The sequence below is a fragment of the Streptomyces sp. 35G-GA-8 genome (assembly GCF_023534745.1).
In the GTDB taxonomy this organism is placed as follows: Bacteria; Actinomycetota; Actinomycetes; order Streptomycetales; family Streptomycetaceae; genus Streptomyces.
The window spans coordinates 282,635-307,679 of record NZ_JAMHJQ010000009.1; the positions used below are offsets into that span (position 1 = coordinate 282,635).

30 protein-coding genes, 2 tRNA genes and 1 pseudogene are annotated in these 25,045 nt (G+C 66.2%); 16 read left to right on the plus strand and 17 right to left on the minus strand.

Going from position 1 to position 25,045, the window contains the following annotated elements; genetic code table 11:
* Positions 1–20: 20 nt before the first annotated feature.
* Positions 21–536, minus strand: coding sequence for an SSI family serine proteinase inhibitor (locus tag M1203_RS22340; protein WP_249951547.1), 516 nt, complete (start codon positions 534–536; stop codon positions 21–23).
* Positions 537–728: 192 nt separating this feature from the next.
* Between M1203_RS22340 and M1203_RS22345 the strand changes: the two genes are divergently transcribed.
* Positions 729–819, plus strand: a tRNA-Ser gene (locus tag M1203_RS22345).
* A 284-nt stretch (positions 820–1,103) separates the two neighbouring features.
* Positions 1,104–1,176 (plus strand) — tRNA-Arg (locus M1203_RS22350).
* Between the two features lie 94 nt (positions 1,177–1,270).
* On the opposite strand, the gene xerC is transcribed toward M1203_RS22350, so the two are convergent.
* The 12 genes and pseudogenes from xerC to M1203_RS22410 form a co-directional block, all read right to left on the minus strand.
* Positions 1,271–2,506, minus strand: coding sequence for a site-specific integrase (gene xerC, locus M1203_RS22355; protein ID WP_249951548.1), 1,236 nt, complete (start codon positions 2,504–2,506; stop codon positions 1,271–1,273).
* A complete protein-coding gene (locus M1203_RS22360; RefSeq protein WP_249951549.1) occupies positions 2,494–2,700 on the minus strand; it encodes an excisionase family DNA-binding protein in 207 nt (68 codons plus the stop codon). Before M1203_RS22360 ends, xerC begins: the two co-directional genes overlap by 13 nt.
* On the minus strand, positions 2,700–3,026 hold the full coding sequence (locus M1203_RS22365; RefSeq protein WP_249951708.1) for a hypothetical protein: 327 nt from the start codon (positions 3,024–3,026) through the stop codon (positions 2,700–2,702). The genes M1203_RS22360 and M1203_RS22365 overlap by 1 nt, the downstream gene beginning before the upstream one ends.
* The gene (locus tag M1203_RS22370) at positions 3,016–5,082 is read right to left on the minus strand and encodes a YfjI family protein (RefSeq protein WP_249951550.1); all 2,067 of its coding nucleotides are present in this window, start codon (positions 5,080–5,082) and stop codon (positions 3,016–3,018) included. The genes M1203_RS22365 and M1203_RS22370 overlap by 11 nt, the downstream gene beginning before the upstream one ends.
* 90 nt (positions 5,083–5,172) lie before the next feature.
* The gene (locus tag M1203_RS22375; RefSeq protein ID WP_249951551.1) at positions 5,173–5,493 is read right to left on the minus strand and encodes a DUF6303 family protein; all 321 of its coding nucleotides are present in this window, start codon (positions 5,491–5,493) and stop codon (positions 5,173–5,175) included.
* Complete coding sequence (locus M1203_RS22380) at positions 5,493–6,155, minus strand: hypothetical protein (protein ID WP_249951552.1); 663 nt, start codon at positions 6,153–6,155, stop codon at positions 5,493–5,495. The genes M1203_RS22375 and M1203_RS22380 overlap by 1 nt, the downstream gene beginning before the upstream one ends.
* Positions 6,156–6,257: 102 nt before the next feature.
* On the minus strand, positions 6,258–6,503 hold the full coding sequence (locus M1203_RS22385) for a hypothetical protein (RefSeq protein WP_249951553.1): 246 nt from the start codon (positions 6,501–6,503) through the stop codon (positions 6,258–6,260).
* A gap of 38 nt (positions 6,504–6,541) precedes the next feature.
* The gene (locus tag M1203_RS22390; protein ID WP_249951554.1) at positions 6,542–6,736 is read right to left on the minus strand and encodes a hypothetical protein; all 195 of its coding nucleotides are present in this window, start codon (positions 6,734–6,736) and stop codon (positions 6,542–6,544) included.
* Positions 6,737–6,764: 28 nt separating this feature from the next.
* On the minus strand, positions 6,765–6,995 hold the full coding sequence (locus M1203_RS22395) for a hypothetical protein (protein WP_249951555.1): 231 nt from the start codon (positions 6,993–6,995) through the stop codon (positions 6,765–6,767).
* Positions 6,996–7,158: 163 nt separating this feature from the next.
* The gene (locus tag M1203_RS22400) at positions 7,159–9,300 is read right to left on the minus strand and encodes a cell division protein FtsK (RefSeq protein WP_249951695.1); all 2,142 of its coding nucleotides are present in this window, start codon (positions 9,298–9,300) and stop codon (positions 7,159–7,161) included.
* 156 nt (positions 9,301–9,456) lie between these two features.
* Positions 9,457–10,422, minus strand: a pseudogene (locus tag M1203_RS22405) (DUF2637 domain-containing protein).
* Complete coding sequence (locus M1203_RS22410) at positions 10,419–10,709, minus strand: hypothetical protein (RefSeq protein ID WP_249951556.1); 291 nt, start codon at positions 10,707–10,709, stop codon at positions 10,419–10,421. The pseudogene M1203_RS22405 and the gene M1203_RS22410 overlap by 4 nt, the downstream one beginning before the upstream one ends.
* 233 nt (positions 10,710–10,942) lie before the next feature.
* On the opposite strand from M1203_RS22410, the gene M1203_RS22415 reads away from it, so the two are divergent.
* The 3 genes from M1203_RS22415 to M1203_RS22425 are packed head-to-tail and all read left to right on the plus strand — an operon-like array spanning position 10,943 to position 12,873.
* Positions 10,943–11,731, plus strand: coding sequence for a GntR family transcriptional regulator (locus M1203_RS22415; protein ID WP_249951557.1), 789 nt, complete (start codon positions 10,943–10,945; stop codon positions 11,729–11,731).
* A gap of 5 nt (positions 11,732–11,736) precedes the next feature.
* Positions 11,737–12,495, plus strand: coding sequence for a glycosyltransferase family 2 protein (locus tag M1203_RS22420; RefSeq protein WP_249951558.1), 759 nt, complete (start codon positions 11,737–11,739; stop codon positions 12,493–12,495).
* 57 nt (positions 12,496–12,552) lie between these two features.
* On the plus strand, positions 12,553–12,873 hold the full coding sequence (locus M1203_RS22425; RefSeq protein ID WP_249951559.1) for a hypothetical protein: 321 nt from the start codon (positions 12,553–12,555) through the stop codon (positions 12,871–12,873).
* A 107-nt stretch (positions 12,874–12,980) separates the two neighbouring features.
* Here M1203_RS22425 and M1203_RS22430 read toward each other — a convergent pair whose 3' ends face one another.
* Positions 12,981–13,736, minus strand: a complete 756-nt coding sequence (locus M1203_RS22430) for a GntR family transcriptional regulator (RefSeq protein ID WP_249951560.1) — start codon at positions 13,734–13,736, stop codon at positions 12,981–12,983.
* Positions 13,737–13,882: 146 nt separating this feature from the next.
* Between M1203_RS22430 and M1203_RS22435 the strand changes: the two genes are divergently transcribed.
* The 5 genes from M1203_RS22435 (at position 13,883) to M1203_RS22455 (ending at position 16,514) form a co-directional block, all read left to right on the plus strand.
* Positions 13,883–14,095, plus strand: a complete 213-nt coding sequence (locus M1203_RS22435) for a hypothetical protein (RefSeq protein ID WP_249951561.1) — start codon at positions 13,883–13,885, stop codon at positions 14,093–14,095.
* 330 nt (positions 14,096–14,425) lie between these two features.
* Positions 14,426–14,632 carry a hypothetical protein gene (locus tag M1203_RS22440; RefSeq protein WP_249951562.1) on the plus strand — a complete coding sequence of 69 codons (207 nt, stop codon included), beginning with the start codon at positions 14,426–14,428 and terminating at the stop codon, positions 14,630–14,632.
* The gene (locus M1203_RS22445) at positions 14,625–15,362 is read left to right on the plus strand and encodes a GntR family transcriptional regulator (RefSeq protein ID WP_249951563.1); all 738 of its coding nucleotides are present in this window, start codon (positions 14,625–14,627) and stop codon (positions 15,360–15,362) included. The genes M1203_RS22440 and M1203_RS22445 overlap by 8 nt, the downstream gene beginning before the upstream one ends.
* A complete protein-coding gene (locus tag M1203_RS22450; protein WP_249951564.1) occupies positions 15,359–15,811 on the plus strand; it encodes an ATP-binding protein in 453 nt (150 codons plus the stop codon). The genes M1203_RS22445 and M1203_RS22450 overlap by 4 nt, the downstream gene beginning before the upstream one ends.
* Positions 15,812–16,085: 274 nt before the next feature.
* Positions 16,086–16,514, plus strand: a complete 429-nt coding sequence (locus tag M1203_RS22455; RefSeq protein ID WP_249951565.1) for a serine/threonine-protein phosphatase 2A activator — start codon at positions 16,086–16,088, stop codon at positions 16,512–16,514.
* Between the two features lie 118 nt (positions 16,515–16,632).
* On the opposite strand, the gene M1203_RS22460 is transcribed toward M1203_RS22455, so the two are convergent.
* Positions 16,633–17,556 (minus strand): FkbM family methyltransferase, encoded by a 924-nt coding sequence (locus tag M1203_RS22460; RefSeq protein WP_249951566.1) that lies wholly within the window; start codon positions 17,554–17,556, stop codon positions 16,633–16,635.
* Between the two features lie 463 nt (positions 17,557–18,019).
* On the opposite strand from M1203_RS22460, the gene M1203_RS22465 reads away from it, so the two are divergent.
* Together M1203_RS22465 and M1203_RS22470 are read left to right on the plus strand one after the other, a co-directional pair.
* Positions 18,020–18,181 carry a hypothetical protein gene (locus M1203_RS22465; protein WP_249951567.1) on the plus strand — a complete coding sequence of 54 codons (162 nt, stop codon included), beginning with the start codon at positions 18,020–18,022 and terminating at the stop codon, positions 18,179–18,181.
* Between the two features lie 210 nt (positions 18,182–18,391).
* Positions 18,392–18,961, plus strand: coding sequence for a hypothetical protein (locus tag M1203_RS22470; protein WP_249951568.1), 570 nt, complete (start codon positions 18,392–18,394; stop codon positions 18,959–18,961).
* Positions 18,962–19,161: 200 nt separating this feature from the next.
* On the opposite strand, the gene M1203_RS22475 is transcribed toward M1203_RS22470, so the two are convergent.
* The gene (locus M1203_RS22475; protein WP_249951569.1) at positions 19,162–20,067 is read right to left on the minus strand and encodes a hypothetical protein; all 906 of its coding nucleotides are present in this window, start codon (positions 20,065–20,067) and stop codon (positions 19,162–19,164) included.
* A 29-nt stretch (positions 20,068–20,096) separates the two neighbouring features.
* Positions 20,097–21,572, minus strand: coding sequence for an AAA family ATPase (locus M1203_RS22480; RefSeq protein WP_249951570.1), 1,476 nt, complete (start codon positions 21,570–21,572; stop codon positions 20,097–20,099).
* 428 nt (positions 21,573–22,000) lie between these two features.
* Between M1203_RS22480 and M1203_RS22485 the strand changes: the two genes are divergently transcribed.
* The 4 genes from M1203_RS22485 (at position 22,001) to M1203_RS22500 (ending at position 25,031) form a co-directional block, all read left to right on the plus strand.
* Positions 22,001–22,138 carry a hypothetical protein gene (locus tag M1203_RS22485; protein ID WP_249951571.1) on the plus strand — a complete coding sequence of 46 codons (138 nt, stop codon included), beginning with the start codon at positions 22,001–22,003 and terminating at the stop codon, positions 22,136–22,138.
* A gap of 258 nt (positions 22,139–22,396) precedes the next feature.
* The gene (locus M1203_RS22490; protein ID WP_249951572.1) at positions 22,397–22,615 is read left to right on the plus strand and encodes a hypothetical protein; all 219 of its coding nucleotides are present in this window, start codon (positions 22,397–22,399) and stop codon (positions 22,613–22,615) included.
* A 557-nt stretch (positions 22,616–23,172) separates the two neighbouring features.
* Positions 23,173–24,078 carry a DUF2797 domain-containing protein gene (locus tag M1203_RS22495; RefSeq protein WP_249951696.1) on the plus strand — a complete coding sequence of 302 codons (906 nt, stop codon included), beginning with the start codon at positions 23,173–23,175 and terminating at the stop codon, positions 24,076–24,078.
* Between the two features lie 17 nt (positions 24,079–24,095).
* A complete protein-coding gene (locus M1203_RS22500) occupies positions 24,096–25,031 on the plus strand; it encodes an amidohydrolase family protein (protein WP_249951573.1) in 936 nt (311 codons plus the stop codon).
* Positions 25,032–25,045: the final 14 nt, after the last annotated feature.

The following is a 25,045-nucleotide window of genomic DNA, read 5'->3' on the forward strand; positions in this document are numbered from 1 at the left end:
GGACCGGGGGCTATCGGGGGCTATCCGCGGGTGCTCGGCAGTACCGGCTCCAGCGTCTGCCAGCGGGCGATCTCGCACCCGTTCTTCCGGTTGAACGTGGCGTCGACGGCGCGGCCCTGCCAGGTGCCGGTGATACGAGCCGTGGCGTCACCGCCGTACAGCATGGTGCACTGCGCGCCCTTCGGCACCGGCGCGAACGGATCCTTCTGCTCGCTCGCCAGCTGCGCCAGCCGGTCGCACGCGGCCCGCGCCTGCAGATGCGTCCCACCCGCCGGCCGGCACTTCAGGCGGTACGTGCCGTCGGCACCCCGGAGACCGGAGTCCGCGACGGTGACGGTGAACTCGTCCGGAGCGCTTTCGGCCAGGGGCAGCGGTACGGGCGCGAGCCGCGTCAGCGTGGAGTCGGCGGACTCGATGAAGGCGCCGGTGTCGGCGCGGGCCGAGGCGTCCGCGGAGGCGGCGGGTGCGAAGGCGCCCAGCAGGGCGGCGCAAGCGGCGAAGGAGGCGGCGGCGGTGAGGGCGAGGCGACGCGGCATGGGAGCTCCTGACGGTGACGGATCCGGGGCCAACGGCCCGCCGTGTCTAACGCGCGTCAAGCCCCGGCGTTTCGCATGCGGAAGCGCTTTGCTCTGCGGGCCACCCGCCTAGTACCGTGAGAAGCGATTGGTGACACCCCACCTGGCTGTGTCATCATCTGCACGCACCATCCGCGCCCGCGCGGGTGTGCTGGAGGCGTCGCCTAGTCCGGTCTATGGCGCCGCACTGCTAATGCGGTTTGGGTCTTAAAGCCCATCGAGGGTTCAAATCCCTCCGCCTCCGCGTGTTGATCACCGAAGCCCCGGCCCCACAGCCGGGGCTTCGGTCGTTCCTGCGATCCGGCGTTCCTGAGTTCCGGCGCTCCGGCGCTCCGGCAACGATGGCCCGTACGGGCGAGCGCCCCGACGAGTGATCGTCCACACCCCCGCCGACACGCCGCCCCAGGGCGGTTTCTGAGACGTTTTCGCAGGTCAGGTGTGGTCTGGCGAATGGATTTCACCTGGCGCCACAGGTCATGTAATGTTGTTCCCGCAACGCCGACCGGGAAGAAAAGCCCGGAACGCCGAGCACTCGTAGCTTAACGGATAGAGCATCTGACTACGGATCAGAAGGTTGCAGGTTCGAATCCTGCCGAGTGCACACAGGTGAGAGGCCCCCGGGGAAAACCGGGGGCCTCTCGCGTTGGGCCGTACAGCAGCGAAGTACAGCAACGGGTCAACCGGGGTCGGGAACGTCAGCCAGTGCCGCCCATCGCTTCGGAAAGCTTGCCGATGGCCGCACGTACCTCGTCCTCACTCGCCTCCGCGTAGACCTCCATCGTCATGGCGATCTGGGAGTGCCGAAGGATGCGCTGAGCGATCTTCGGATGCACCTTGAGGGCGACCAGGAGCGAGCTGCACGTGTGCCGGGTGTTCCGCAGCGGGATCGCCCGGAGGCCGGCCCGGCGGGCGCGTAGCGCGAACATGCGGGTGAGGTTGCCCGGTTCGATCGGCGTCCCGTACTTCGTGGTGAAGACCAGATCGTGTCTGTCCTGCCAGAGAGAGCCTGCGGCTTTCCGGTCCCCGGTCTGCTGAGCGCGGCGCATGCGTAGGGCCTTGAGGCAGAGCGCGGGCAGCGGCAGGAAGTCGTCCGACTCCTCCGTCTTGGTCTCGCGGTGGAGGATCTGCCGTCCGGCTCGCTGGATCTGGTGGTCCACGTACAACTCGCCGGTCTCGAAGTCGATGGACTTCCCGGTTAGACCGAGCACTTCACCACGTCGCAGCCCCAGGCAGAGGACGAGGACCCAGGCCGCGAACAGGTGATCGTCACGGGCCACTCCGTCGGCGAGGAAGTGGCCCGCCTCGGCCACGGACCACGGCTTGATCCGGCGACGACGCGGCTTGGGGACCTTGACCAGGGAGGCGACGTTCTTACCGATCTCCTCTTCGGCCACGGCGTGCGACAGGGCGGCGCGCAGCGCGTCGCGCGCGGCCTGGATCACCCGCCGGGAGGGGAATGCCTCGCAGCACTCACCGGCGGCGCAGCAGCGTTGCCGATCCGGTGAGCGCTTGGCGTCCTTGCCCTGCGCGCAGCACTGGCAGATGCCGGCAAGCTTGGTCAGCCACTCGCGGACGTCCCGCACGGTGAGCTTGTCGAGGCGCTTCCTGCCGAGGTGCGGGCCGATGTAGAGCCGTACGGAACCCTCGTACGAGATGTAGGAGAGAGGGGCGAGGTTCGGCTTCACGATCGAGTCGAGCCAGTACATCAGGAAGGCTTCGAGGGTGCGGTGACGGGTCGCCACGGGCCCCTTCTTGGCTTCGCCGTGCAGCCGGATCCACTTGTCGTGCACGACATCGCGGGTCGGCCCGTAGACGTACTTCCGCTTGCGCTTCCCGTCCGGGGTGTCGACCCAGACGTACGCGGCGAAGCCGTTCTTGTAGGGGTAGATGGACCCTTCGCCGTTGCCCCGCTTGCCACTCATGCCGACCACCGCGCATCGTCGGTAGCAACGCGGGTGACATACGCGTCCACCCAGGCAGGCAGGATGCGCCGGTTACGGCCGACCTTCACCGAGCGGATCTCACCGGTGAGCACGAGCATCTTGGTCTTGGACAGACCGAAGCCGAGCATCTCGGCAACCTCGGCTGTGGTGTGCCACTTGCGTTCGATCACAGCGGGAGTCATCAGCAGTCCGCCTCCAGGCAGTGGGTGTGGTCGGGCAGGTCGGGCAGCTTGTCGAATTCGGCCAGTTCGCCGATGCGGCGGTGCACGGTGCCGGCTGCTTCTGCGGCCGTGGCCGCGCATTCGGCGATGTAGGGGGTGGCGGGGGGTGTCAGCAGCGTCAGCGGAACTCGCTGACCGGCGGTTTTGGGGTGCTGGCGGGCGTCAGCGGATGTCAGCTGTGTCAGCGGCTGGGGGCGCTGACGGTGCTGACGGCTGCTGACCATGTGTTCGTCGGCGTTCTTGCTGGTCAGTGGATTGTGCTGACGTTGCTGACGGTCAGAGGGCATCGGCGCTGCCCTCCTGGAGGGAGGGGTGGACGAGGTACGTGGCCGTGGCCGGCTGGCCTGTGCGGACGGTTCTGGCCGGTGCGTTGGCGCGGAGGTAGCCGTGGGATTCGAGCAACGCGAGGGCTGGTTCGACCTGGGTGACGGTGCGGAAGCGGCGGGAGGCGGCGACGGCGTCGCGGCGCTTGATCGTCGTACGCCATGTGCCGTCCGTGCGTGGGCGACGGAGCCAGCCGAGGATGGTCGCTGCGGCCTCGGTGGCGGGGTCTGAGCCGATCAGGTCGAAGACGGCCAAGGCGTGCTGGGTGTAGTAGTCGGTGATCTCCGCTGCGCGGTTGACCGTTTCGGCGGGGACCGGTTGGCCCCATCGGTCGTCGGTTACTCGGTCGGCGAGGTGGAGGAGCAGCGCGACTCGGGCCGTGTGGCCGACGAGTTTGCCTGCCCAGTCGAGGAGATGGGCGAGGGGCTGTTCCGGGCGCAGGGCGACTTCGAGTCGGTCTTGGAGTGTTTCTACCGCTCGGTCCGCTTGGGCGGTGAGGGGGACCGTGACCGGTTCCGGGAGCGCGTAGAGCGTGTGGAGGAGGCCGGACAGGCGGGCGTGGTAGCGCTGGGCTACGGCCTCGGGTACGGGGGTGGTGCGGGTCTTGCGGTAGCCGAGGTTCGAGGCGGGCAGCGCGTACAGGAAGCGGGCCAGCAGTCCTCGGTCGCGGGCGCCGGGGGCGCCGGCCAGGTCCTGGAGGACGGCGGGCTGGGGCGTGATGCCGATGGTGAGCGCCGGCTTGTCGACGCTGGGCTGTTCGCGGGTGATGCGGTCCGTCTGGAGCCGTTCGCCCTTGTGGGCCTGGAGGAAGACGCCGAGGTTCGGCTTGGCGCTGTAGCGTCCCGCGATGATGTCGAAGAGGTCGCCCTCGGGGGACAGCGCGGCCAGGCAGCGGTGAACCGCGAGCTGTTGCGCGAGGGGCTCGGGGGTGATGTCGCCGGAGACTGTCAGGCGCGGCCTCGGTGGTACGGCGATCTCCTCGGCGAGGAGTTTGGCCGCGGATGCCTCGGCAACCAGGGCGCTGCGGTCCATGCCGTCACCGGGCTTACGCGCCCTGGCCATAAGTCCCTCGGCCTCGGCGAGTGCCGCTTCCTTTGCCGTCTCGGCCTCGATGATCCGGGCGCGGGACTCTTCCTGAAGTTGGCGTTCGACGTCGTAGATCGGTTCCGTCATGGCGGCGAACACGTCGGACTTCCGCGAAGCGGGAGGCATCGCGCAGACGAGGTAGAGATTGGATTGCTCACGCCAGCCGGGCCGGATCTCCACATGCACCCGGCCGCCCGCCGCTGTGGAGACAGCGGCCAGCGCCATGGTCGCGCCGAGGTCCGGCGGGGTCTGGGTGAACTCGGCAACGGCGGCCACGTATTCCGCCATCCATGGCGTCAAGGCGGATACCGGAAAGACGGGGAGAGCCGCGTGCGTGCCGAGCGGGATCGGGGCCGGCCAACGGTCTGTTGAACGGATCGTTGCCAGTTCCTCGGCGGCCTGGGCGGCGATCTGCTCCGTGCCCGACGCGTCTCGGCGGCCGTGCGCGATCAGCCGAGTGCCGGTCTCGATGAGACGGCGCTGCTTCGCGACCTCGGTGACGATCTGGGCGTAGTACGAGCCGTTCGCCGCGGTGGGCGTGGCCTGAACGAGGGTGTGCAGATAGCTCGGTCCACCGACGCGGTGAAGATCTCCGGCATCGCGCAGATACGCGGCGACGGTGATCGGGTCGACGGGCAGGCCCGAGGCGTGCATGGCGGTGATCGCCGCGTGGATGGTCGCGTGCGCCGGCCGGTAGTAGTCGTCGAGGGCCAGGATCGCCGTTACCTCGGTGATCGCGGCGCGAGAAAGAAGCATGGAGCCGAGCGCGGCCTGTTCGGCGTCCAGATCGTTCGGCGGTTCTGTCTGCGTCTCGTCGGACGGGAAGGGGCTGGTCACCTTGCGGCCTTTCGCGTGCAAGAGGTGCCAGCGGATCCGGCGGGCGCTGCGTACGTTCACCAGGGCGACTGCGTGAGCGAGGCGGATGTGGGGCATTCTGAGGGCACCTCCTGGTTCCGTGGATGGGATGGGGAGGATCCGGGGCAGCGGGCGTCTTTGACCCGTCGACCGCTGCCCCGGGCACAGCTACGAGTGCCGGGTGAGGTCTTCTGTGCGGTGCTCGGACTTCGCTGGGACAACGGCCAAGGTGGCGATGAGCCGGACCGGGGATGCGGTGTCCCGCGGGTTCTCCGTCTCGACCCAGTCCCAGTACGGGTACGTCCTGAACGGGACATAGCCGAGGCGGTTGAGCGCGGTGACGCGGTCGTTGACGCTGGGGATGCCGCCGTCGGCGGGGAGCAGTTCCTCCGGCCACCGGCTCTCGCCGGAGAGGACGACGTAGACAGCCCAGTGGGAGCCGTCCCCGGTTCGACTCATCTGCGCGGTGAGCAGGGGGATCTCCCGCATCATCGGTCTCCCCCGGAAGCCTGGTTGGTCGCTGCGGTGAGAAGCACGAAGTGCAAGGCGCTCTCGGCTGCCTCGCCGTAGGCGTACGCAGTGTCCGGCAGCCCTGCGGCGCGCTCGGAGGCATGGGCGAGTTCGGTGCACTCGTAGTCCGCCAGGTCCTCGTAGAACGCAAAGTCGGAGACGTACGCGAGGGCGCACTCCTGCTCCAGTACCCGCTGCCGCAAACTGGCGAGCCGCTCGCTTCCGGTCCACCGGCTGAGCGCACTCCGCATGTCTGGCAGGGGCTCGGCGGGCAGTATGTAGCAGCCGTCGCGACGCCCGAGCTCGATGTGGGGCGGACGCGCGCCGTTGATTACGGACTGCACGGCCGCGGCGGTGCCGTACGCGTACGCCTGCGCCGCGTTCTCGTACAGCTTCTTCGTCGTGTCGCGCAGGTCGCCGTACAACTCACCGAGTCGCCAGAGGGCATCGTCCTGCGGACGCACGAAGTCCCTTTCGAGAACAATCAGCTTGCCGTTGACGGGCAGTACTCGCGTGGGATCGACGTGCCATGAGGCGGTGCACGCCGTCTGATGGGCGGTTCGGTATTCGCGGGCGGCGGCGCCGAGGGCATGCGCGCTCGCGGTCAGGGTGTCGAACCACGCTGAGGTCGGCTTGGGCATGGAGATCCTCCGTGTCGGGCGCGGGCCGGTCGGTCTGTCCGGTCCTCCGCGCGGCTCCACCTCCTGCCGTGATGAGGGGAGTTGGAGCCGCGCAGAGGACCGTCAGCCGACGAACTGCCGTACCGCGCTGGCGCCGCCGGCGGACGCCAGCAGGAGTGTCCGGAGGTCGCTGCCCACGACGACGGCGAGACGCTGTTCGATCGCCTGCCAGGATGCGGAGTCGATGGCCATCAGCGAGGCGACGGCGGCGGGGCCGCGGCCCTCGCCGATTGCCTCAAGGGCGTCCCGGAGTTCACCCGCGGCCATCAGCGAGATCTGAGGAGGGGCGGTGGCGTACTGCTCGGACATGGGCGGGATTCCTCTCGGTGGGATGGGCGGGATCTGCGTCAGTTGCCGAGGTCGCGTACGGCATCGGCGAGCGCGGTCATGACCTGGTCGATGGACTCGGCGGCTCCGGTGCGCGAGAGGTAGAAGCCGAAGAGCACGGCGACCACGGCGGCCCCGATGCCGACGGCCTTGAAGCGCAGGAGCAGCGCCAGCAGGAGCCCGAGCAGCGCGAGTGCGGAGATGGTCAGGAACATGGGCGTGGCCTCCAGAAGCTGTTGGTGATCAGCGGGTGCCGTCGTGGTGGAGGCGAGCGGCGCCGTTGTAGAGGCGGCGGCCGATCCGGAGACGGCGGCCGTAGCCGTCGCAGCGCCTGCACTGACGACCGCGCTTGAGCCGTCCGGTGCGCGTCTGATGGATCTTGTGGCCCCAGCCCTTGCACTTGCGGCAGGCGCCGTACGGACTCGCGGCACACATCAGCCCGTAGCAGAGCGTGGCGACTATGAGGATGGGCATTGCGGAGAGCAGAGAAGGCATGACAACCCCTCCCAGGGCAGGAATGAGGGCATGAGCCAGGCAGGGCCGCTAGGGGCTAGTTGCCTGCTCAGAGTTGGTTCTCGGCGCTAGCGGGGGTGCTAGACCTAGCGGGGCTCGCCGCTAGGTCCAGCGGCGCGAACGGCTATGCCGCTTCCGCTTTCCCGACACGTTTTGTGATCGCCGAGAGGACGTCGGCGCGCTTGATGCCACGGCGGTTGGCGCCCTTGCCGTCCTCGGTGGTGCCCCATACCTGCGCGGTCCGGATGCCGTACGGCTTCAGCGCGCTGGTCAGCTGCTCCGGGGTCCACTCGCCGTAGACGTCCGGCCGGAGTTCGGCGAGACGCGGGACGACAACCTCGTTCCAGAGCTTCGGCTTGTCGGAGGGAATCGCGGCGCAGAGATCGGCCAACAGGTCGTACGAGGCAGCCGCATTCGACGCGGGCTGTTCACCGAGCGCGTGCCCGGCGAGGGTGCCGGCGCGCTCTCGTAGTACGCGTGCGCGAAGCGCGATCCGGTCGGCCTGTACGGCGTCGATGAACGCCGAGCGGACGATCCGGGCGTCCGCGCCTTCACCGAGGAAATAAGAGATGCCCTTGTCACCCCAGGCGAACATGCTCGCGCGCACGCCGCGCTTGTACGCGCCGGTGCCGAGGACCATGTCGTTCTCGATCTGGCCCATGACCTTCAGGCACCAGCGGGCCGAGGCGTTGGCGCTGATGGCCGTCGGAATGCTGTCCTTGTCCGGCCGCTGCGTGGCCAGCAGCAGAACGATTCCGGTGGCCGGTCCGCGCTTGACCAGGTCGGTGCAGATGTCCTTGAACTCACCGCCGTACTTGGGGTGTTCGAACCAGACCTGACACTCATCCACCCCGACCACGATCGGGTGGAGGCCGAGCGAGCGCTTGGAGGCCAGTTCGGTGGTCACCTTCGACTCGGGGCAGATGTCCCGGGGCAGCGACCGAATCACCTTGGCTCGCCTCCGCAGCTCACCCTGAAGTTCTCGCAGGTCAGCGATGGCGTACTCGATGTCCGGGTCCTCCTCGCCGGCCCGGTGGCGGTAGGCCACACGGTCACCGACCGAGTCCAGGTCGCCGGTGCCCTTCAGGTCGTACGTGTGCAGCTCGGCCCGCGTATCGAGCGCGGCGATGAGCAGCAGCAGCCGGAGCAGGAACGTCTTGCCCATCCTCGGGATGGCACCGATGACACCGGCGATGAACATGAGCGTGACACCGACCCACCGCCCGCGCTGGTCAGTTCCCCAGTCGACGGGCTTGAAGAGATCCGTGCTGCCGGACTTCGCGAGCGGCCACGGTGCCTGGTCGGCCTGGGACATGTCCTGATCCCCGACCCAGAGCCTGAGCCGGCCGGTGTGTTCGTCCGGGATGGCCTCCGGCCATACGCACCCCAGCGGGCGCCGGAGTCCCGAGGCCAACTTGTCGCGACGGTCGGCGACGTCCGTCACGGTGACGCCGAACGGCAGGTCCCCCACGGCCAGCCACCCCGGTCCGTCCCGTGTGATGGGCGCGGTGAAGGCGAAGCCCGGATCGCCTTTGGACTGGGCTTGGTTGATGGCAGCGATGCTGATCGATCCCAGTGCGCGCAACACGATGTCGCTGGTCAGCTTGGTGGCCTTGGGGATTTCCACAGCCCTGTTGATGACCGGAGCGTCGGCGGCCTGGCCTAGCCAGCCCAGCGCGAGGGTGGTGGCCGTGCACGCGAGGGCGAGCAGCCAGGCCGGGGCCAGAACGTACAGGGTCAGTGCCGTTGTCGGCCCGACGATCGAGGCGAGGACGGCGACGACCGTACGCCACCGCACCCGACGGTCCCGCTGTCGGCAGAGCTTCAGATAGTCGTCGATGTCGTCGTTCGTGGCCGCCGACTGACGGAGTGGCCCGCCCTCGGCGTCCGCCATCCACCGCAGCGAGCCGCCGATGAACCGGGACATGCCCCGTGGCGCCTGTAGTACGAGGCGCAGGGCGTACCACGGTGTACGGATCGCGTGGTACGAGGTGACGTGCCAGGCATACGCGGCCACGCCCTTGCTCGCGCTGGTGAACTCGGCTCGGGACTTGGCCCAGGCGGGGACGACCGCGCGCCGCTTCGCGCCGCGTACGCGGTCCATCAGCCCGGGGCCCGACGGTCCGCCGGGACGGTCGACCATGACTGTCGCGTCCGGATCAGCGGGATCGACGCGTTCGACGCGCTCGGTCGTGTGGGAGTCGGCCGACTCGGTCGGGGCCTCGGCTGGGGCTGACTGCTCCGCCCCGGGCTTACCGACGCTCATCTCCTTCTCCAACCGCGCGAAGAACTCGCGCTCCTGATCGTCGTGATCCTCGTGCTTCACTGGCACTTCCTTCCGGATAGGGAGGCTGAGGCCCGGCCCTACCCGCCAAAGCACCGGCCGGGCCTCAGTTCGAAACGGGGAGTTAGGTCGGTCTGTTCAGACCACAGCCGCTGCCGGTTCCGGTTCGGCTTCCGCCGCGCGGCGCTCGGACCTGAGTACGTCGCGCAGTTGGCGCGAGCGGTCCTGGCCACAGCCGACGGCCTTACGGATGGGCTCGGCGTCCAGGCGCTCGTAGGGCCAAGACGCCGTTTCCTCGCGGGCTTTCTTGATCGCCTCGTCCCACGTCATGCGCGGGCGGTACTTCTGCGCCTTCGCCTTCCAACGCGGTCGGACTTTCGGCTCCGAGGCCGACTCACAGTCCGCCGCCGTCGCGTCGGGCTGGTCTTCTTCTTCGGCGTCGGTCGGGAGGTAGCCCTCCGGTGCCAGTTCGCCCAGCTTGAGCAACACCAGATCGCGGTGCGGAGCCCTGCGTCGCCAGGCCCGACCGTAGCTCTCGCGCAACTCGGCCCGAACGAGAAGCCGTTGCTTCTCCAGCGCCAGAGCCTCGCGATAGTCGGTCGTCTCCCAGAGCGCCATCCGACGCCACAGCATCAGCGTCGTACGGGGCGCGAACAGCCAGCGCGAGCGTCGGATGCTTTCCATCCGGGCCCCGGTCGCCACCCCGATGCGGACGGCGTAGACGTGCGCCGCGACCTCGCTGAGCACGACCCACAACAGCGGCATCGATCCGTGGGCGATCTTCGCCGAGATCGAGGTCCCGGCCGCGACGTTCAGCCAGCAGGTGACCAGCGTGAGAGCTCAGGGCACGAACCGTACCCAGGCCAACGGCATGCCGAGCCGGATCAACAGAAGATTGGCCGCAGTGAAGACCGGGATGGCCAGGTCGATACCGACCGGGAGCATCCACGCCTCGGTGAATCCCCAGCGCTCTGCTGCCGAGGAGACAGAGCCGAACGAAGCGACAAGGCCGAGGCCGCCAACCGCACCACCCGTCGGGATCACGATGCCGAGCAGTGCCTTGTCCACTGTGCTGAGCGGGAGAGGCGCGGGCGGTCGGCTCATGCGGCGGCCCTCGTCCAGGTCACTGGCAGCACTCCAGCCATGTTCCTCAGCGCCGCGACGCTGCTGAGCTGAGCCGCGTACACCGCGTTGAGCAGGGAGATCTCATCGTTCTCGCTCTGCTCAAGCAGCTCCAGCAGCACATCGCGGGCGGCTGCCCTCCTGACCTCACGCTGCTCGGCGGTCTCGCCGTACTCGCCGAGGAAGAGGTCCCGGAAGCCCTCGGAATCCGGCTCCTGCTCCCGCTCCTCTAATGCGTGGGCCGCCCAGCCGCCGACGTACGTACGCATGGGGGTCCTCACCTTCTCTCCTGGTCCTGAATGGGATGGGCGAAGCCGGCCCGGCGGGCATCGTCTGACCGTCGACCGCCGTCACCGGCCATGTCAAAGCAACTCATGAAGAGGTCTTCTCCTCAAGACCTCTTTAGGAGTAGCTAGGACTATGGGGCATCCCTCCCCCAGTCGTCAAGACCTCTTTAGGAGTCGTATGCTGGCGCCGTCGCACAAGAGGACGGTGAGTACCCATGGCCAAGGCATACGAGCGGATCGCGGACGAGCTTCGAGAGTCCATCCGCGCAGGTGAGCTGAAGCCCGGCGACCGCCTGCCCTCGGAGACGAAGCTCGCCGAGGAGCACAGGCGGAGCGTCCCGACGATCCGTGACGCGCTCAGGCTCCTTCAGGACGAGGGGCTGATCGAGAAGCTGCACGGCCGCGGGAACTTCGTCCGCAAGGCCCGTACGAGGGTCCTTCGCGCGAACGACCGCCACCAGTGGGAGAAAGACCGGGCGCGGGAGCCGGAGGCCAGGCGACTGGAGACGGGCTCCACCGAGCACGACACCGGTCTTGAGGTGAACGACCTCGTGTTTCACGCGTCGTACCGCGAGACCAAGGCGGACAAGGAGATTGCCGAGGCGCTCGGCGTTCCTGAGGGCAGCGCCCTCGTGGAGCGTACGTATCGGACGCGGTACGCCGCCGAGACCGCTCCGTTCGCCCTGGTCACCTCGTATCTCATCCGTGCGCTGGTTGAGTCGAACCCTGACCTCCTGGACGCGGCGAACGAGCCGTGGCCCGGGGGTACGCAGAACCAGCTGCTCTCGGTCGGCATCGAGCTGGACCGCATCGAAGAGCGTGTGACCGCCCGGCCGCCGACTCCCGAAGAGGCGGAGGAGCTTGAGCTCCCGCCCGGGACCTCGGTCCTCCTGCTCCGGAAGACCTCGTTCGACCTCAATGACCGCGTCGTGGAGATGTCCGACGTCACGCTGCCCGGTGACCGTACGGAAATGCTCTTCGCCACTCCCCTGGAAAGGTGGTGAGTGCCGTGAGCCGGCGCATCATCGTCATTACCGCCGTGCACGCACCGTCGGCCCACTTCCTGCCGGACGCGTACAAGTCGCTGTGCGAGCAGGAGCTTCCCGAGGGGTGGGAGTGGCACTGGCTGATCCAGGAGGACGGCCGGAGCGACGAGGTCGCGCCGTACGTACCCGACGATGCGCGGGTGACCTTCAAGCAGGGGCGCCCCGGCGGTCCGGGCACTGCCCGCACGTTGGCGCTGGCGCACGCGGACGGCGAGTACGTGAAGGTCCTGGACGCCGACGACCAGTTGCCGGCGGGGGCGCTGGCCCGGGACCTGGCGGCGCTCGAAGCCGACCCTACGCTCGGCTGGGCGACATCGCGCGTGCTGGATCTGCTGCCGGACGGCTCGACCATCGGCTTCGAGGGCGACCCCGACGCGGGTCCGATCGAGCGTGGCACGGTGGCCGCGTACTGGTCGGCGAACAACTACCGGGCCCCGGTCCACCCGGCGACGCTCTTCGCGCGCCGGGACCTGGTGCTGGCTCTCGGCGGATGGATGGCGCTGCCGGCCTCGGAGGACACCGGGCTGCTGCTCGCGCTGGACTCGGTCAGCCGCGGCTGGTTCTCACCGGAGGTGGGGCTCCTGTACCGCAAGTGGCCCGGCCAGGCGACGGGGCAGGCCGCGCACACCGACCCGGCGGAACGGGATGCCCGCATGGCGGTGGTGGAGGCGAGGGCGCGGGCGCTCTCGTACCTGCGGTGGAACTATCCGGCCGTCGGCTGAACGCTGCTGACTCTCCCGCAGCAAGCGACTGCCACCATGGGTTTCCATACTGGGCGCATGTGGAAATGGTCGTTGACATCCGTGGGCGTGAACCTGCTGCTGGGACTTCCCGCTGTGGTTCCGGTATGGCTGCTGTGGTACTTCGCGTCGAACTGGCCGTTCGCCGCGCTCGGCTGGACCCAGCGGGAGCCGACGGAGAACGACGGCATGCTGCCTTGGCTCCTGTTCGGGGGGCCAGTGGCGATCGGGTTCATCCTGTTCTGGTGGCTGGCCAACCGCCCCGTGCGGCGCAGGGTTGCTGTGGCTTCTCCTTGGTACTGGCTACCCAGCGCCTTGGTGACCTTGCTGCCGACGTCGGTGCTGGTGATCGTTCTATGAGAGACGAACCGACGGCATACAGAACGGGATAGCCAGGCAGACGGTGTGAAGACCAACGCGGTGATCGGTGCAGTGGCTCCAATACGCGTGCGCGCTGGCGAGGCGGGTCAGTTGCGGACGGGCACCTCGTAGACGATTTCGCAGGTAGCGGCCGGGATGACGATGTCCGCCGTCTCCACCGGGCGCGCGTCGTCGCTGTAGTACGTCCGCCGGATGCGCGTGACGAGGGCGCCGCGCTGTAGGCCGAGGAGCGTCGCTTCGTCGGCGTTGGCCTGTCCGGGCTCCGGCTGTTCCACGACGTGGCTGACCGTGATGCCGATCTCCGCCATGCGGTCGACCACTCCCGCGCCGGCGTGCGGTCCGCCCTCGGGCAGCACGATCAGCGTGCCGGACGTGATCTCGTACGGCTCCCAACTGGTCGACACCTGAGCCGGTTTACCGTCGACCAGGAACTCGTACGCGGTGCGGACGCAGAGATCCCCCTCGGCGATGCCGAGCCGCGCAGCGATGTCCGCCGGGGCCGGGACCTTCGCATCCGTACGGCTCTCCCACGTACCGCGCTTGCCGAGCGACGCCATGTCGGCGCGGAACGGTGATCCCCCGCGCTGCTCGCGGTACTGCGAGCGGACCATGCGCAGACGCTCGCGCGGTTCGGCGACGTACGTGCCCGATCCCGTACGGCCCTCCAGCACGCCCAGTGAGATCAGGAGTTCCTGCGCACGGCGAATGACGTTCTCTCCGACCCCGCATTCCTGTGCGAGTTGAGCACGGGACGGGAGCCGGTCTCCCGGCGTCCACTCCTGGTCAGCGATGCGCTGCCGCAGCACGTCGGCGATCCGGAGGTAGGGCGGTTGCTCACGCATATGGAAAATCTAGTCCACTAGCTCTAATCTAGTTAACTACCTTCACTTAAAGTGATCCTGCGGCGACCGGGGGACTCGTGTCCTTACCCCAAGGATGGGCTGACCAACTGGCCACGCGCCTCTCCGCCGCCGGGTTCACCCCGCGCGTGACGGATCACGACGACCACACGCGCATCGAGACGGAGGTCGCGGACTCGGTCTCGGCCGGGTCCTGGCAGGAGCTCTTGGCGGTGCTGGAAGCAGCCGATCGGTTCGGGCTGGACATCAGCAGCGCGGGCGGTCGCCTCGCATGGGCCGTCATCCGCAGAAATGCCCCCGAGACAGGCGACACCGTCCGGGGGCACACCCATCAGCTATAGGGAGCTGATCAGTGTGTTCGACTTTATCCGCCGTGCTGCCGCAGGGACCAGACGACGGCTCGCTCCACCTTCACCGCGTCATCGTTTACCTCGTCGGCGCGGTTCGCATCGCGCGATCGCCGGCCAGACCGAACGACGCACTTCACCTGCGGCGTTGATGCCGATGCGCCCACCGCGGCGCCCTAAGCACGCCGCGCCACTTCGAGCGGAAGACAACGCTCTCGTACGGCCGTACGTATTGACGGCTGAAGAGCGAGCCCGACTGTGGCGTCGGCCGCGCCCCCGAACGCTCCTGGTCCGCCCGTACTTCAACGCCGCGGAGGTCCACTGATGTCGACCCGTCACCAGCGACCGACCAGCGCCGCCATGACCGTGCCGTACTACTCAATGGCCTGCCGTGTCGGTACGCACGCCAAGTGCGAGGAGGCGGAGTTCAAAGCTTCCCCGGCCGCCGTGCCGATCGTCTACGAGAGCTGCGTGTGCTCGTGCCATTCGAGCGAGGTCGAGGCCTCCGGTGAAGGCGGGACGCATGGCTAACCGGTACGAGCACGTCGCGGACGACCTACGGCGCCTGATCACGACGGGTGCCTTGTCCGTGGGCGAGCGGCTGCCCGCGGAACAGGAACTCGCCTTGCGCTACAAGGTCAGCACACCGACGCTGCGGAACGCGCTGGAGGTTCTTCAGAGCGAGGGGCTGGTGGAGAAGCGCCACGGCAGCGGGAACTTCATCCGTCGGCCGGGACAGCGGATCACATACGCCAATGACAGGCACGAGCCCGGACGGAGCCTCGTACCCAACGTCGCCGTCAGCGTCAGCCTCGAAACCGCGCTGGTGGAGGCAGATGCTCAGCTGTCTCTGCTCCTGGCCGTGCGAGCGGGCAGTCCGCTGGCCGAGTACGCCTTCATCAGCTATCAGGGGACGTCACCGCGCAGCTTGGCCCGTGTCTACGTGCCTCATGCCGTGGCTCGTCTCGGCGTGCCGGACGTGAATGAGTCGCCGTGGGGCGACGGCGTGCGGCAGCTGCTGTCCGGGGCGGGCGTACGGGTGACGGCGACCGCCGAGCGGGTCACCGCGCGCTTCCCCACGGCGTGGGAGGCGCACACCCTGCACATCAGCACCAGGGCTCCTGTTCTGGCGGTGGAACGTACGTCGACCGACGCCAGTGACCGTGTGGTGGAGGCGGCGCTCCTGGTGCTTCCCGGTGACCGCACCGATGCCCTCTTCACCAGGCGTTCTGTGACCCAGGAAGTGGGGGCAGCGGGATGACTGCGTTGCACGCCATCACCACCTCAGAAGCCTCGTTCAATATCCGGCTTCCGATGACCGCTCGATCTGTTCCCCTTGCCCGCAGCGTGCTCGAAGCGGCCATGAGTAAGTGGGACGTGGACTCGGGCACGAGGGACGACGTGCTGCTTGTAGTGGGGGAGTTGACCGCGAACGCGGTAACGCACGCGCGGGCCCTTCCGGATTCTCATTGGAAGCTGGTCGTGGTGCCGAACGCCGAAGTGATTCGCATCGAGGTGTCCGACGCCGACGCGGAGCGCCACCCCGAACTGTCTCCTCCCAGCGATGGGGACCAGGGCGACGCCGAGCGCGGGCGAGGCCTGGAAATGGTGGACGTCCTGAGCGGCGGCGCTTGGGGAGTCGCGGAGCGCCCAGTCGGCAAGACGGTATGGGCGCAGATCAAACGGCCGGCCCCTCTGGGGGCATCGTGAGCCTCTGGATTCGAGCGGGTTTCTGGTGCGAGTTCACGGTCACCGCAGCGGAGGCCGATGCACCCGGTAAGCAGAAGACGCGCGCGGCTCGGAGCACAGGGGGAGCGCTGTCCTGGCTGCGCGTGGATTTGCGCCCACTGACCGGGGGCCTCGATCCTGTGCAGGCCCGGTGGGCATTCGAATGGCTTGAGCGCCACCAGTGGACAGCCGCTGACCAGCTCAACCGAGGCGAACCGGCGGCGCTCTCTCTGCTGTACCAGGGCGCAGTGCTGAGATGGACGATCAGCCCGGCGTTCTTTTTACCCCTTCTGGTTTCTCCGTGCCCATGCGCGGAGTCGGGGTTGATCTCATGACTCACTTCATCGCCTGGGTTCTTGACCTGATCGACCGACGCGAGTCAAAGCGCAACCGTGCACCTGACGACCTGAACGAGCGTGTGGAGTGGAACGTTCAGCGGATCCTCAACCCGCCGAAGCCTTCCCTCCTGAGCCGGTTCGGTGCGTGTCTGATCGCAGCCGAGGAGTGGTGGGAGCGCAACGTCTCGTTCCGCGATTTCCACCGGCGTATGGACGCGGTACGGGAGGCGTATGAGCGCACATCTCCGCCGGACTGGAAGACGGAGGAAGGGACACGCCGTGCATTGAGACGCCTCGCGCATGACGCGGAGACGAGGGAGCGCCAACCCGACGAGGGTGGCATCTAACGCGCGAGTCGGCGCGCGCAGACGAGACAGCCCTCAGTCATGCGACGCTACGTCTCATCACCACACAGGCCCCAGGTCACTGAACCTGGGGCCTGTCGTGTGTCCGTGGCTCAGGGAATCAGGCGAGCGTCTCCGCGTCGATACGGGAGAAGATCAAGTCACTCTCCTCAACGATCGCCCCGCGCCACCTCACCGGAACAACCGGCCTGCCACGAAGCGCCGAGGGATAGCTTTCGGGCGCGTAGTCGTTCGCGAGCCGGTAGACGTTGAACCCGTGATCGCGCATCGTCGTCACCAACTCCTCGGCGGAGTCCCCGAGCTGGGCCATGCGATCGGGGGTCACCTCAACCGTGATCTCGACGTCCGGCCGTAGCTTGTCGAGTATCGGCACCATCCCCCGCACGACGGACCCCTCCGCCCCCTCGACATCGATCTTGATCACGCGAGCACGGGCGATCTCGTCCGACTCAAGCAGTTCCGGCAGTGGCCGCGCCTCAATCTCAAACGAGGACTCCGCCAGCCCGTCATACGGGACGATGCTGTTCGCCCCCATGTTGGCTGAACTGGCAAGTACGAACGTCAGAGCCTTCCGACTGTCCGAGACGGCGCCATTAACCGCGCGCACGTTGCTGCACTGATTGAGCTGCACCTGCTGCAACAGCTTCCGGTGGAAGTCCGGCGATGCCTCGATCGCCACCACCTGGCCCTCGTCCCCGACGAGCCCGGACGCAAGGACGCTGTAGTAGCCGATGTTCGCCCCGACGTCGACGAACGTGTCTCCGGGCCGGAGCCGGCTCTGTAGCCACCGCGTCATGTGCGGTTCCCACACCCCGAACATGTACAGGTACCGCTGGATGAGGTCCCGAGTATCAACAGCGAACCGAGCCCCGAACCGCGACCGGACAACCCGCCGTCGTGGGCGCTCCCGCAACCGAGGGTTCAAGCACCGAGCGGCTAGGGCAGCCTTGCCGAGCGCCCCGGGAGCGTCGCGCACGTAGCGCCTGCCGAGGCCGATCAGGGCATCTGCGCTGCGACTGAGCATCCAACTGGCCTTTCCGCCGGTTCCGCGTAAACCGTAGCTCTGCGGCCGCCTGCGATGCCGGACCGGCTGCCGCCGACGCCCACGAGGTTTGCGTGGCTAACCCCGTACTGGTGTAGAAGCGCCGATTCAAGGGTCTGCTGGCGCGAGCTTCGTAGCGCGAGGATGTCGTCCACTCAAGGCGATCCATGAGCAGGATTTCCGGAAAACCACAGATCAGAACCGTTGAATGGATGACGGCCGTTGGAAATCTTGGTGCTAGGTCACCATCGGGTGGCGTCGTGACGGAGCCGCTCCCAGCGAGGTTGCGCGGCTAACCCTCGCTCTCCCGATAGTGGCCCACGTCGAGCCGCGGACCTGTCACTCGGTCCCGGGGCTCACTCCCATCCCTTCGCATGCGGCGGACGCATGCCCTGATCCGGAGAGAAGCCAGATGACTCCGACCGGCCCGCAAAACGCCACTCAGATGCTCCTGTTGCTCTTGCTGCTCATCGTGCTCGCCCTTGTCTTCGTCGGACTTGTGTACGTGTCGTACAGGCATCCCGTACTTGCCACGCCCCTGCTGGTGGCCATCGGAGGCGCAGGGCTCCTGATGGTGGTGATCGGGTTCGTGATCTCTCAGTTGTAACGAGACGCTGGCTCCAGACGTCGTCGTCATGGTGGGGCACCACGTTGGTCGCGGCCCGTTCATCGGGGCTGCGACCAACGTCGCCGTCAGGCCACTGCCAAGCTCTCCGGCTTCGGTCTCACTCGTAGCTCGTTTGCCACCTGGGCTTGAGACCGTCCCACTCCTAAGATCCTCCAGAGATGTAGATGACTTGGTTGACTGGGGGACGAGTTGGGCATCGGCGAGCAACTTGTGACCGTCGCTGCTGTGTTGCTCGGTGCGTTGACGACGCATCTGACCAACTATGTGATGGAGCGGAGTCGGCACCGGCGGGAGCTGTTGACTCGGTGGGACGACCGGAAGCTCGATGCTTATGCGGGCTACATCGACACGATGAGGACCTGCATCTTTGTGGCTGTGCAGTTGTACGAGCACAAGGAAGGCCTGCGTGAGAGCGGCAAGACAGAGAGCGAAATGCTCGCCGAGCAGTCTGAAGCCGGACGTCTCCGCGGTCGGGCCTTTGAACAGATCATGCTGCTCGGCGGAGACGAGGTGGTTGAGGCCGCGCACGAGTTGAACGTGGTGGCCCTTGCCGTTGACTGGCAGGCGAGCGGGAAGACTACGGGCACCTTGGAGGACTGGCGCGAACGCAATCGTGCCGTCTTCAGGGAGATCAACCAGTTCCACGAGGCCGCTCGGGTGGACCTTGGAGTACAGGGGAAGGTCACCGGCGAGAACCATCCGGAGCGGGACCTCCTGCTGCCGACTGCTCGCAGGGATGGGGGACAGGCGGGCGGCTAACGCCTCTATCTCGTCCGGCTGTCCGCCTGGTGTCCCCGCCACCAGTCCTCAAATTTACCCACGGAGTGGTGTTCGTGCTGTTCAGCGGAGCGTGGCGAGCGTTGTGGAGCTCCCATCCCGTCTGCCTCCGCTCCACGGTGTGTGTGGGTCGAAGGCGGACGGGATGGGAGCCGGGGTGAATAGTGGGTGCGGGAGGTAGGTCAAGGTCGAGTAGATACGTAATCTTTGAGACTTTTAAATAGCGCGAACCCTTCGAAGTCCGCAAGCTCAAGGCAGGTGGTCAGGCAAATTTCCATTGCCGCGGCTTGCGCCAGGTGACGCCTATCCTCGCGAAATAGTTGCCCATGAAGAGAAGAGATGTATCTAACCAGAACGGCACTAATGTCATGACCTCGGATGAAGTGTCGAACATCTAAGTCGCTTGCAATTTCAACGCCTGAATATTTCGCGACAAGAGTTTCGATGTTTGCCCCTTGGCATGACTTGCTAAATGCTTCCCGCACATCAAGCGTACTGCCAGTTTCGGTGAACTTAAGGCTATCGATAACTTTGCTGGCGAGTTTCTTAGGCGTTGGCAAGGATCTCAAAATTGATCTTATGGTGAAAATGGATACGAGGACGGGCGTGACCGCTTCGATCACAGCTCTAGGCGAAATTCTGGCGGGCGCCCTCAGTGCCACGCTGAGCATTTTCCCAATGGGCTTTTCGGAAAAGAAGTAGAGTTCCATGGATGCGAAATCCGTGTAGAAAACGTTTCCGATCTGCGGGCACCCGTCCAATCCGAGGGAACTGAGATCCCGATCAGCTACGAAACGAAGACGATTACCCTCAGGATGAGCCGCATTTACAATTTCTGCTACCGTTAGGACGCTTCCCCGCTCGCCTGTGTTGTAGCCGTGTGTGGAGACTACCTCCTCGTCTATAAGGACTCTTTCCTTAACTGCGAAAATGTCAATTTCCGTCTCAGGTGCTGCATGGGTAAAGAACCAGCGCAAAATTGCCTGGTCGCCTCTACCCTCAACTATAACTTCCTTCATGTCGGGCTCAAGAATTTCGAGCATTGCCAATTCGCCTGGCGTTCTGCGATTCTCGTCGATGTTAGTCATTTCGCCCTCTCGGTTCGCTAAATGCATTTTCAACTCTTCGAAACGAGTCGGGATAGCGAATCCTTATTTCCTGTAATAACCTCGACGGAGTGTGTGGCAACTACAAATTGCATCCCGCTACCCTCGGTGCAGGCGAGCAAAGCTGACATCAGCTTCCGCTGCCACTTCACATTGAGGCTAAGCTCCGGTTCGTCGATCAGGAAGAGCTTCGTATTGCCACGTGCGAGAACCGTGTTTGACAGCAGGAGGAGGATTTGACGTTCACCTGAGGACAGCTGGTGGGGACCGAGCTCCTGTTCCATGCTGTCATATGCGACAACACGCATACCGCGAGAAAGATCGAAAACCAGTCGTTTTGTGCGGAGGAAACCGTTCGCTTGCTCGACCAAAGTTCGAATCAGTTGCTCTGTCTTTTTTAGTGCATCAAGTCGAGTTTCTTGTGCTTCCAGATAAGGAAGAATTACTTCTTCGGCAACAGCCGATTTATCAGTTGGAATATCGGATAGGAGGCTGGCGAAAGGCTGAGAACGCAATGCGGGTACTAGCCCAAACTCTGCGTATTTTTGCGTCCTTACGGCTAGATCGTTAAGTCGGTTAAGTAGTGTTTCGATGGGTGAATGACTTCCCCCGTTAAAGTCCCTTTGGGCGATTCTTGCCAGAATGTCTAGGTAGATTTTATTGGTCCCACGAGAGCCTTGTTGATTCCCGCGGATGACTTGCTGTTGGAACTGCATGTGAACTCTGCGCATAACTGACCCGAGTTCTTTACCAAGAAAGGACTTGGTATCATTTGGGCCCTCTTCCTCGACATCTCGAACACTTCTATGATTCTTCAAATGATGATTAAGATCGTCACCATAGATTTGTCGGTCATCCGCAAGGAAGTGCGGGTTGGCGTTGAGACCGTTCAGGTAATCAACAAAGGCGTCGTTCCGTTGATCCGCGAAGAGTGCAAGTTGTTCGCGTGCGCGCCGACTAGCATGTGGGGCGCGCGAGTCCCGTGTTCTCCGTTCCATACGCAAGCGGTATTCCATCTCCCGTCTGCTCAACTCTGATACCGACTGGCCATCCTCTCCAATGGCAAAGTATGAATCATCATCCAGTGTCGCGTAACGCTGGATAATATCTACTCCTGTGCCTTGGGCGCGAATATGGAAAGGACCTTGCAGATCCTCCGCTTTTTCTACGGTGATTGAATCACCATTGTTTAGCTGGATGGTTAGGGTTGCAAAAGGGCAATTCCCCAAATATGAGCGGTGGGCGCCGAGGGGTGATGCGCTGAGGGCGTTCCATAGCAGGTTGAGGATGGTCGTCTTCCCGCTTCCATTGTCTCCATAAAGTAGCGTAAGTCTCCGGCTCGCTGGTGTGGCGAGCATGGGATCGGTTAGATCGATTTCGTAATAGAATTGACCGAATAGTTTGGTCACTTCAACCGACTTGATGAGGCTTTCTGGGGCGGATTCTTTTGTCAAGCTCGGGGTGCCGGGCGGCATCATTTGGTCCATGTGAGCAGGCTACCTTCGGCATGCGCGCCGTAGAGGTGCATTCGATAAAACTCACTGGCCGGTCGCGCCGAGGTCACCTGCAGACTTGCACTGGCTCATCGTGGTGCCAGATGAGGCAATGGTCCTCACAGTGCAGTTCCGCGGCACCCCGCTCAAGCCGCATTACCCCTTGGGGCATGCAGCAGGCGTAGGCGACGAGGAGCAGCCTCGTCTCCGGCGGAAGCTGACCGAGGTCTCGATGAGCCGCTTGCTCTTCTAGTTCTTCAAGCCCTAGGTCTAGTTCGCCCTGCATGGGTTCAGGGCCGTGACGTCGGATGAGGCCAGCGCGTAAGCCGGTAGCTCGCGGTAGTCGTGCCGCGGTGACAGGCACGCCCGTCTTGGCATAGCGGATCGGGTAGATCATCGGCAACGATCACGACGGTTCGGGCTTGAAGGCGGACCGCAGTTGCGCCGGGGAGATCTTCGAGGCCGGCAACGAGCTCCTCGTACTGCACGGGATGGAGACTGTGTCCGTACGCCTCCAGTGTTTGGGTGTGCAGAAGGCCAGTACGGCGACCAGCGGATGATCTCCGGCAGCGCCAGCATCCTGAACCACCAGGCTGAAGGACGCGCGCTCCGCGTCCTCCAGGGCGCCCGCGGAACGGTCACCTACCGCGGCGAGTTCACCGTCGACCACGAGAACCCCCTGGTACTCCACGGACGCCCCCGAGACCAACGACCGCCCTCTCCGTAAGGTCATCGTCTTCCGGCTCAACCCGGTAGACACCGCACCCCAGGAACCCGCCACTAAGCTCGGCCGGCTGCTCGTCTCGCACCCCAACCAGGTGGACGACCTCTCCCTGGAACGGAACGAGAGCCAGACCACGTTCGTCAACCCGAACCAGGAGCCCTGCGAGGCCGACCGCAAGGAAGCCCGCCTGGTCAAGGCGTTCGCCGACTACCTGACCAGCCACGGCCACCAGTCCGGCCGGCAGCGCATCCTGCCCCAGGTGAAAGCCGCCAGCTCTTCACCGATCTCCACGCCAAGGGACTCGGTCTCCTGATCGAGACCGAGGGCAGCGTCACCCCGCGAGAACATCCGGATGGCAATCGGACAGCTCGCGGACTACAGCAGGTTTGTCGACCACACGATCCGCCCATCCTGCTCCCCTCCGAGCCGCGGGAAGACCTCCTGGCCCTGGCCAAGACGCAGGACTGCGCCGTGATCTGGCCCGAGAAAAGGGGTTCATCAGCACCAACCCCAAGGCACTTCCGTAGCGGCGGGCCCTGTACCGCAGCGCAGTACCGCAACCCCAGCAACCGCCCCCGTACGCCACCACCTCTGCGGGGCCTCTTAGCGGCCGGAATGACCGTCACTGACCGATCTCGCTAGAGCTACGGATCAGAAGGTTGCAGGTTCGAATCCTGCCGAGTGCACAACACGTCAGAGGCCCCCAGGAGAAGTCCTGGGGGCCTCTCGCGTTGTCCGTACGGCGACGGAGCGAGTAGTTCTCGGACATCGGCTCGCGGACCTTCGCCGACGAACCTGCCGCGGTCCGTGGGTTCGTCGGGGTTCATCGGGGTTCACGCGGGAGTGGGCGAGCGGGTGAGTGGGTTGGGTATGGGATGGAAGTGCCAGGGGCTTCGCTGGAGCGGCGCGGCGCCCGTGCTCGGTTGGCGGCGAGGCGAGGGGAGCGGGGGCGGGAGCGGCGTCCGGCGGGAGAGTGTTCTGGAGTACGGGCGTGACCTGGGGTTCCGTGCCGTCGGGGCGCGCGTGTGCGTCGGGGCGCGGGGGAACGTGTGTCCCCTTGGGGCGCCGGTCGCCGGGCGCGGTACGGGCGGGCAGTGCGCCGAGTGCGCGCGGCTGGACCGGGCGCACTCCGTGGCCGCCGACACCATCGCCGATGATCCGCGGACGTACCGCGTCTATCTCGCGTGGTTCGGGCCCGGGATGGTCAAGGTGGGGATCACCGCCGAGGAGCGTGGGTCCGCGCGCCTCCTGGAGCAGGGAGCGGTCGCGTTCAGCTGGCTCGGGCGCGGGCCGCTGATGGCCGCGCGGCGGACCGAGGATCTGCTGCGCAGGGCGCTGGGGGTGCCGGACCGTATCCCGTACGCGCGGAAGCGGGCCGTACGGGCCGCGCTGCCGGACCTGGCGGAGCGGGTGGCCGAGATCGAGCGGCTGTATGGACGGGCGGTGGCGCTGGAAGGGTGGCCGCCGTCGCTGGAACGGCTGGAGTTCGCGGCGGTCGATCACGCCGGGGCCTTCGGTCTGGCCGGGCTGGCGCCGGCCACCGGCGTGGTGGTGGAACTGGTGGACGCCGGGTGCGTCGCCGGGCGGCTGGTCGCGGCCGCCGGGCCCGATCTCCATCTCGCCACCGCGGACGGCGGGATGATTGTCCTGGACACCCGGCTGATGAGCGGGTGGGAGTTGACCGCGCCGGCGGGCGGCGACGGCGGGGGTGAGGGCGTGGTCACCGTGCCGGTCAGGGACATGGACAACGGCGGGGTACAGGACGAGCTCTTCTGAAGGGGGATGGGGCCGGCATGAGTGGTCACGAGGGTGAGGAGCGTGACGAGGGTGAAGAGCGTGACGCGGGGGAAGTCGAGGCCGTAGGGCGGTTCCGGGAGCGGACGGGGCTTCCGGGCCTCGTCGACGTACATACGCACTTCATGCCGGAGCGGGTCCTCAAGAAGGTCTGGGCGTACTTCGACGCCGCCGGGCCGCTCATCGGGCGGGAGTGGCCCATCTCCTACCGGCGGGAGGAGGACGAACGGGTCGCTCTGCTGCGCGCGTTCGGCGCCCGGGCGTACACCTCGATGCTCTACCCGCACAAGCCGGGAATGGCGGAATGGCTGAACGGCTGGGCCGCCGCGTTCGCGGCACGTACGCCGGACTGTCTGCGGACGGCCACGCTCTTCCCGGAGGACGGCGTCGAGGCGTATGTACGCGAGGCCGTCGAGGGCGGCGCCCGGATCTTCAAGTCGCACCTCCAAGTCGGCGCGTACGACCCGAACGACGAGCGGCTCGACCGGGTCTGGGGGCTGCTCGCCGAGGCCGCCGTCCCGGTGGTGATGCACTGCGGCTCAGGCCCGGCGCCCGGCAAGTACACCGGGCCCGAGCCGGTGGGGCGGCTGCTGGCGCGCCACCCCGGGCTGCGGCTGATCGTCGCGCATCTCGGGATGCCGGAGTACGTGGATTTCCTGGACCTCGCCGAGCGGTACGCGGAGGTCAGGCTGGACACGACCATGGCGTTCACGGACTTCAGCGAGGCCTTCGCGCCGTTCCCCCGGGAGGCGAGGGCGCGGCTGGCGGACCTGGGGGACCGGATCCTGCTGGGGACGGACTTCCCGAACATCCCTTATCCGTACATTCATCAGCTGGAGGCCCTGGAACGACTGGGGCTGGGGGACGCGTGGCTGCGGGCGGTCTGTTACGAGAACGGGGCCCGGCTCTTCGGGATCGCCGACCGCGGCCTCTAGTGTCCTGAGTCGGG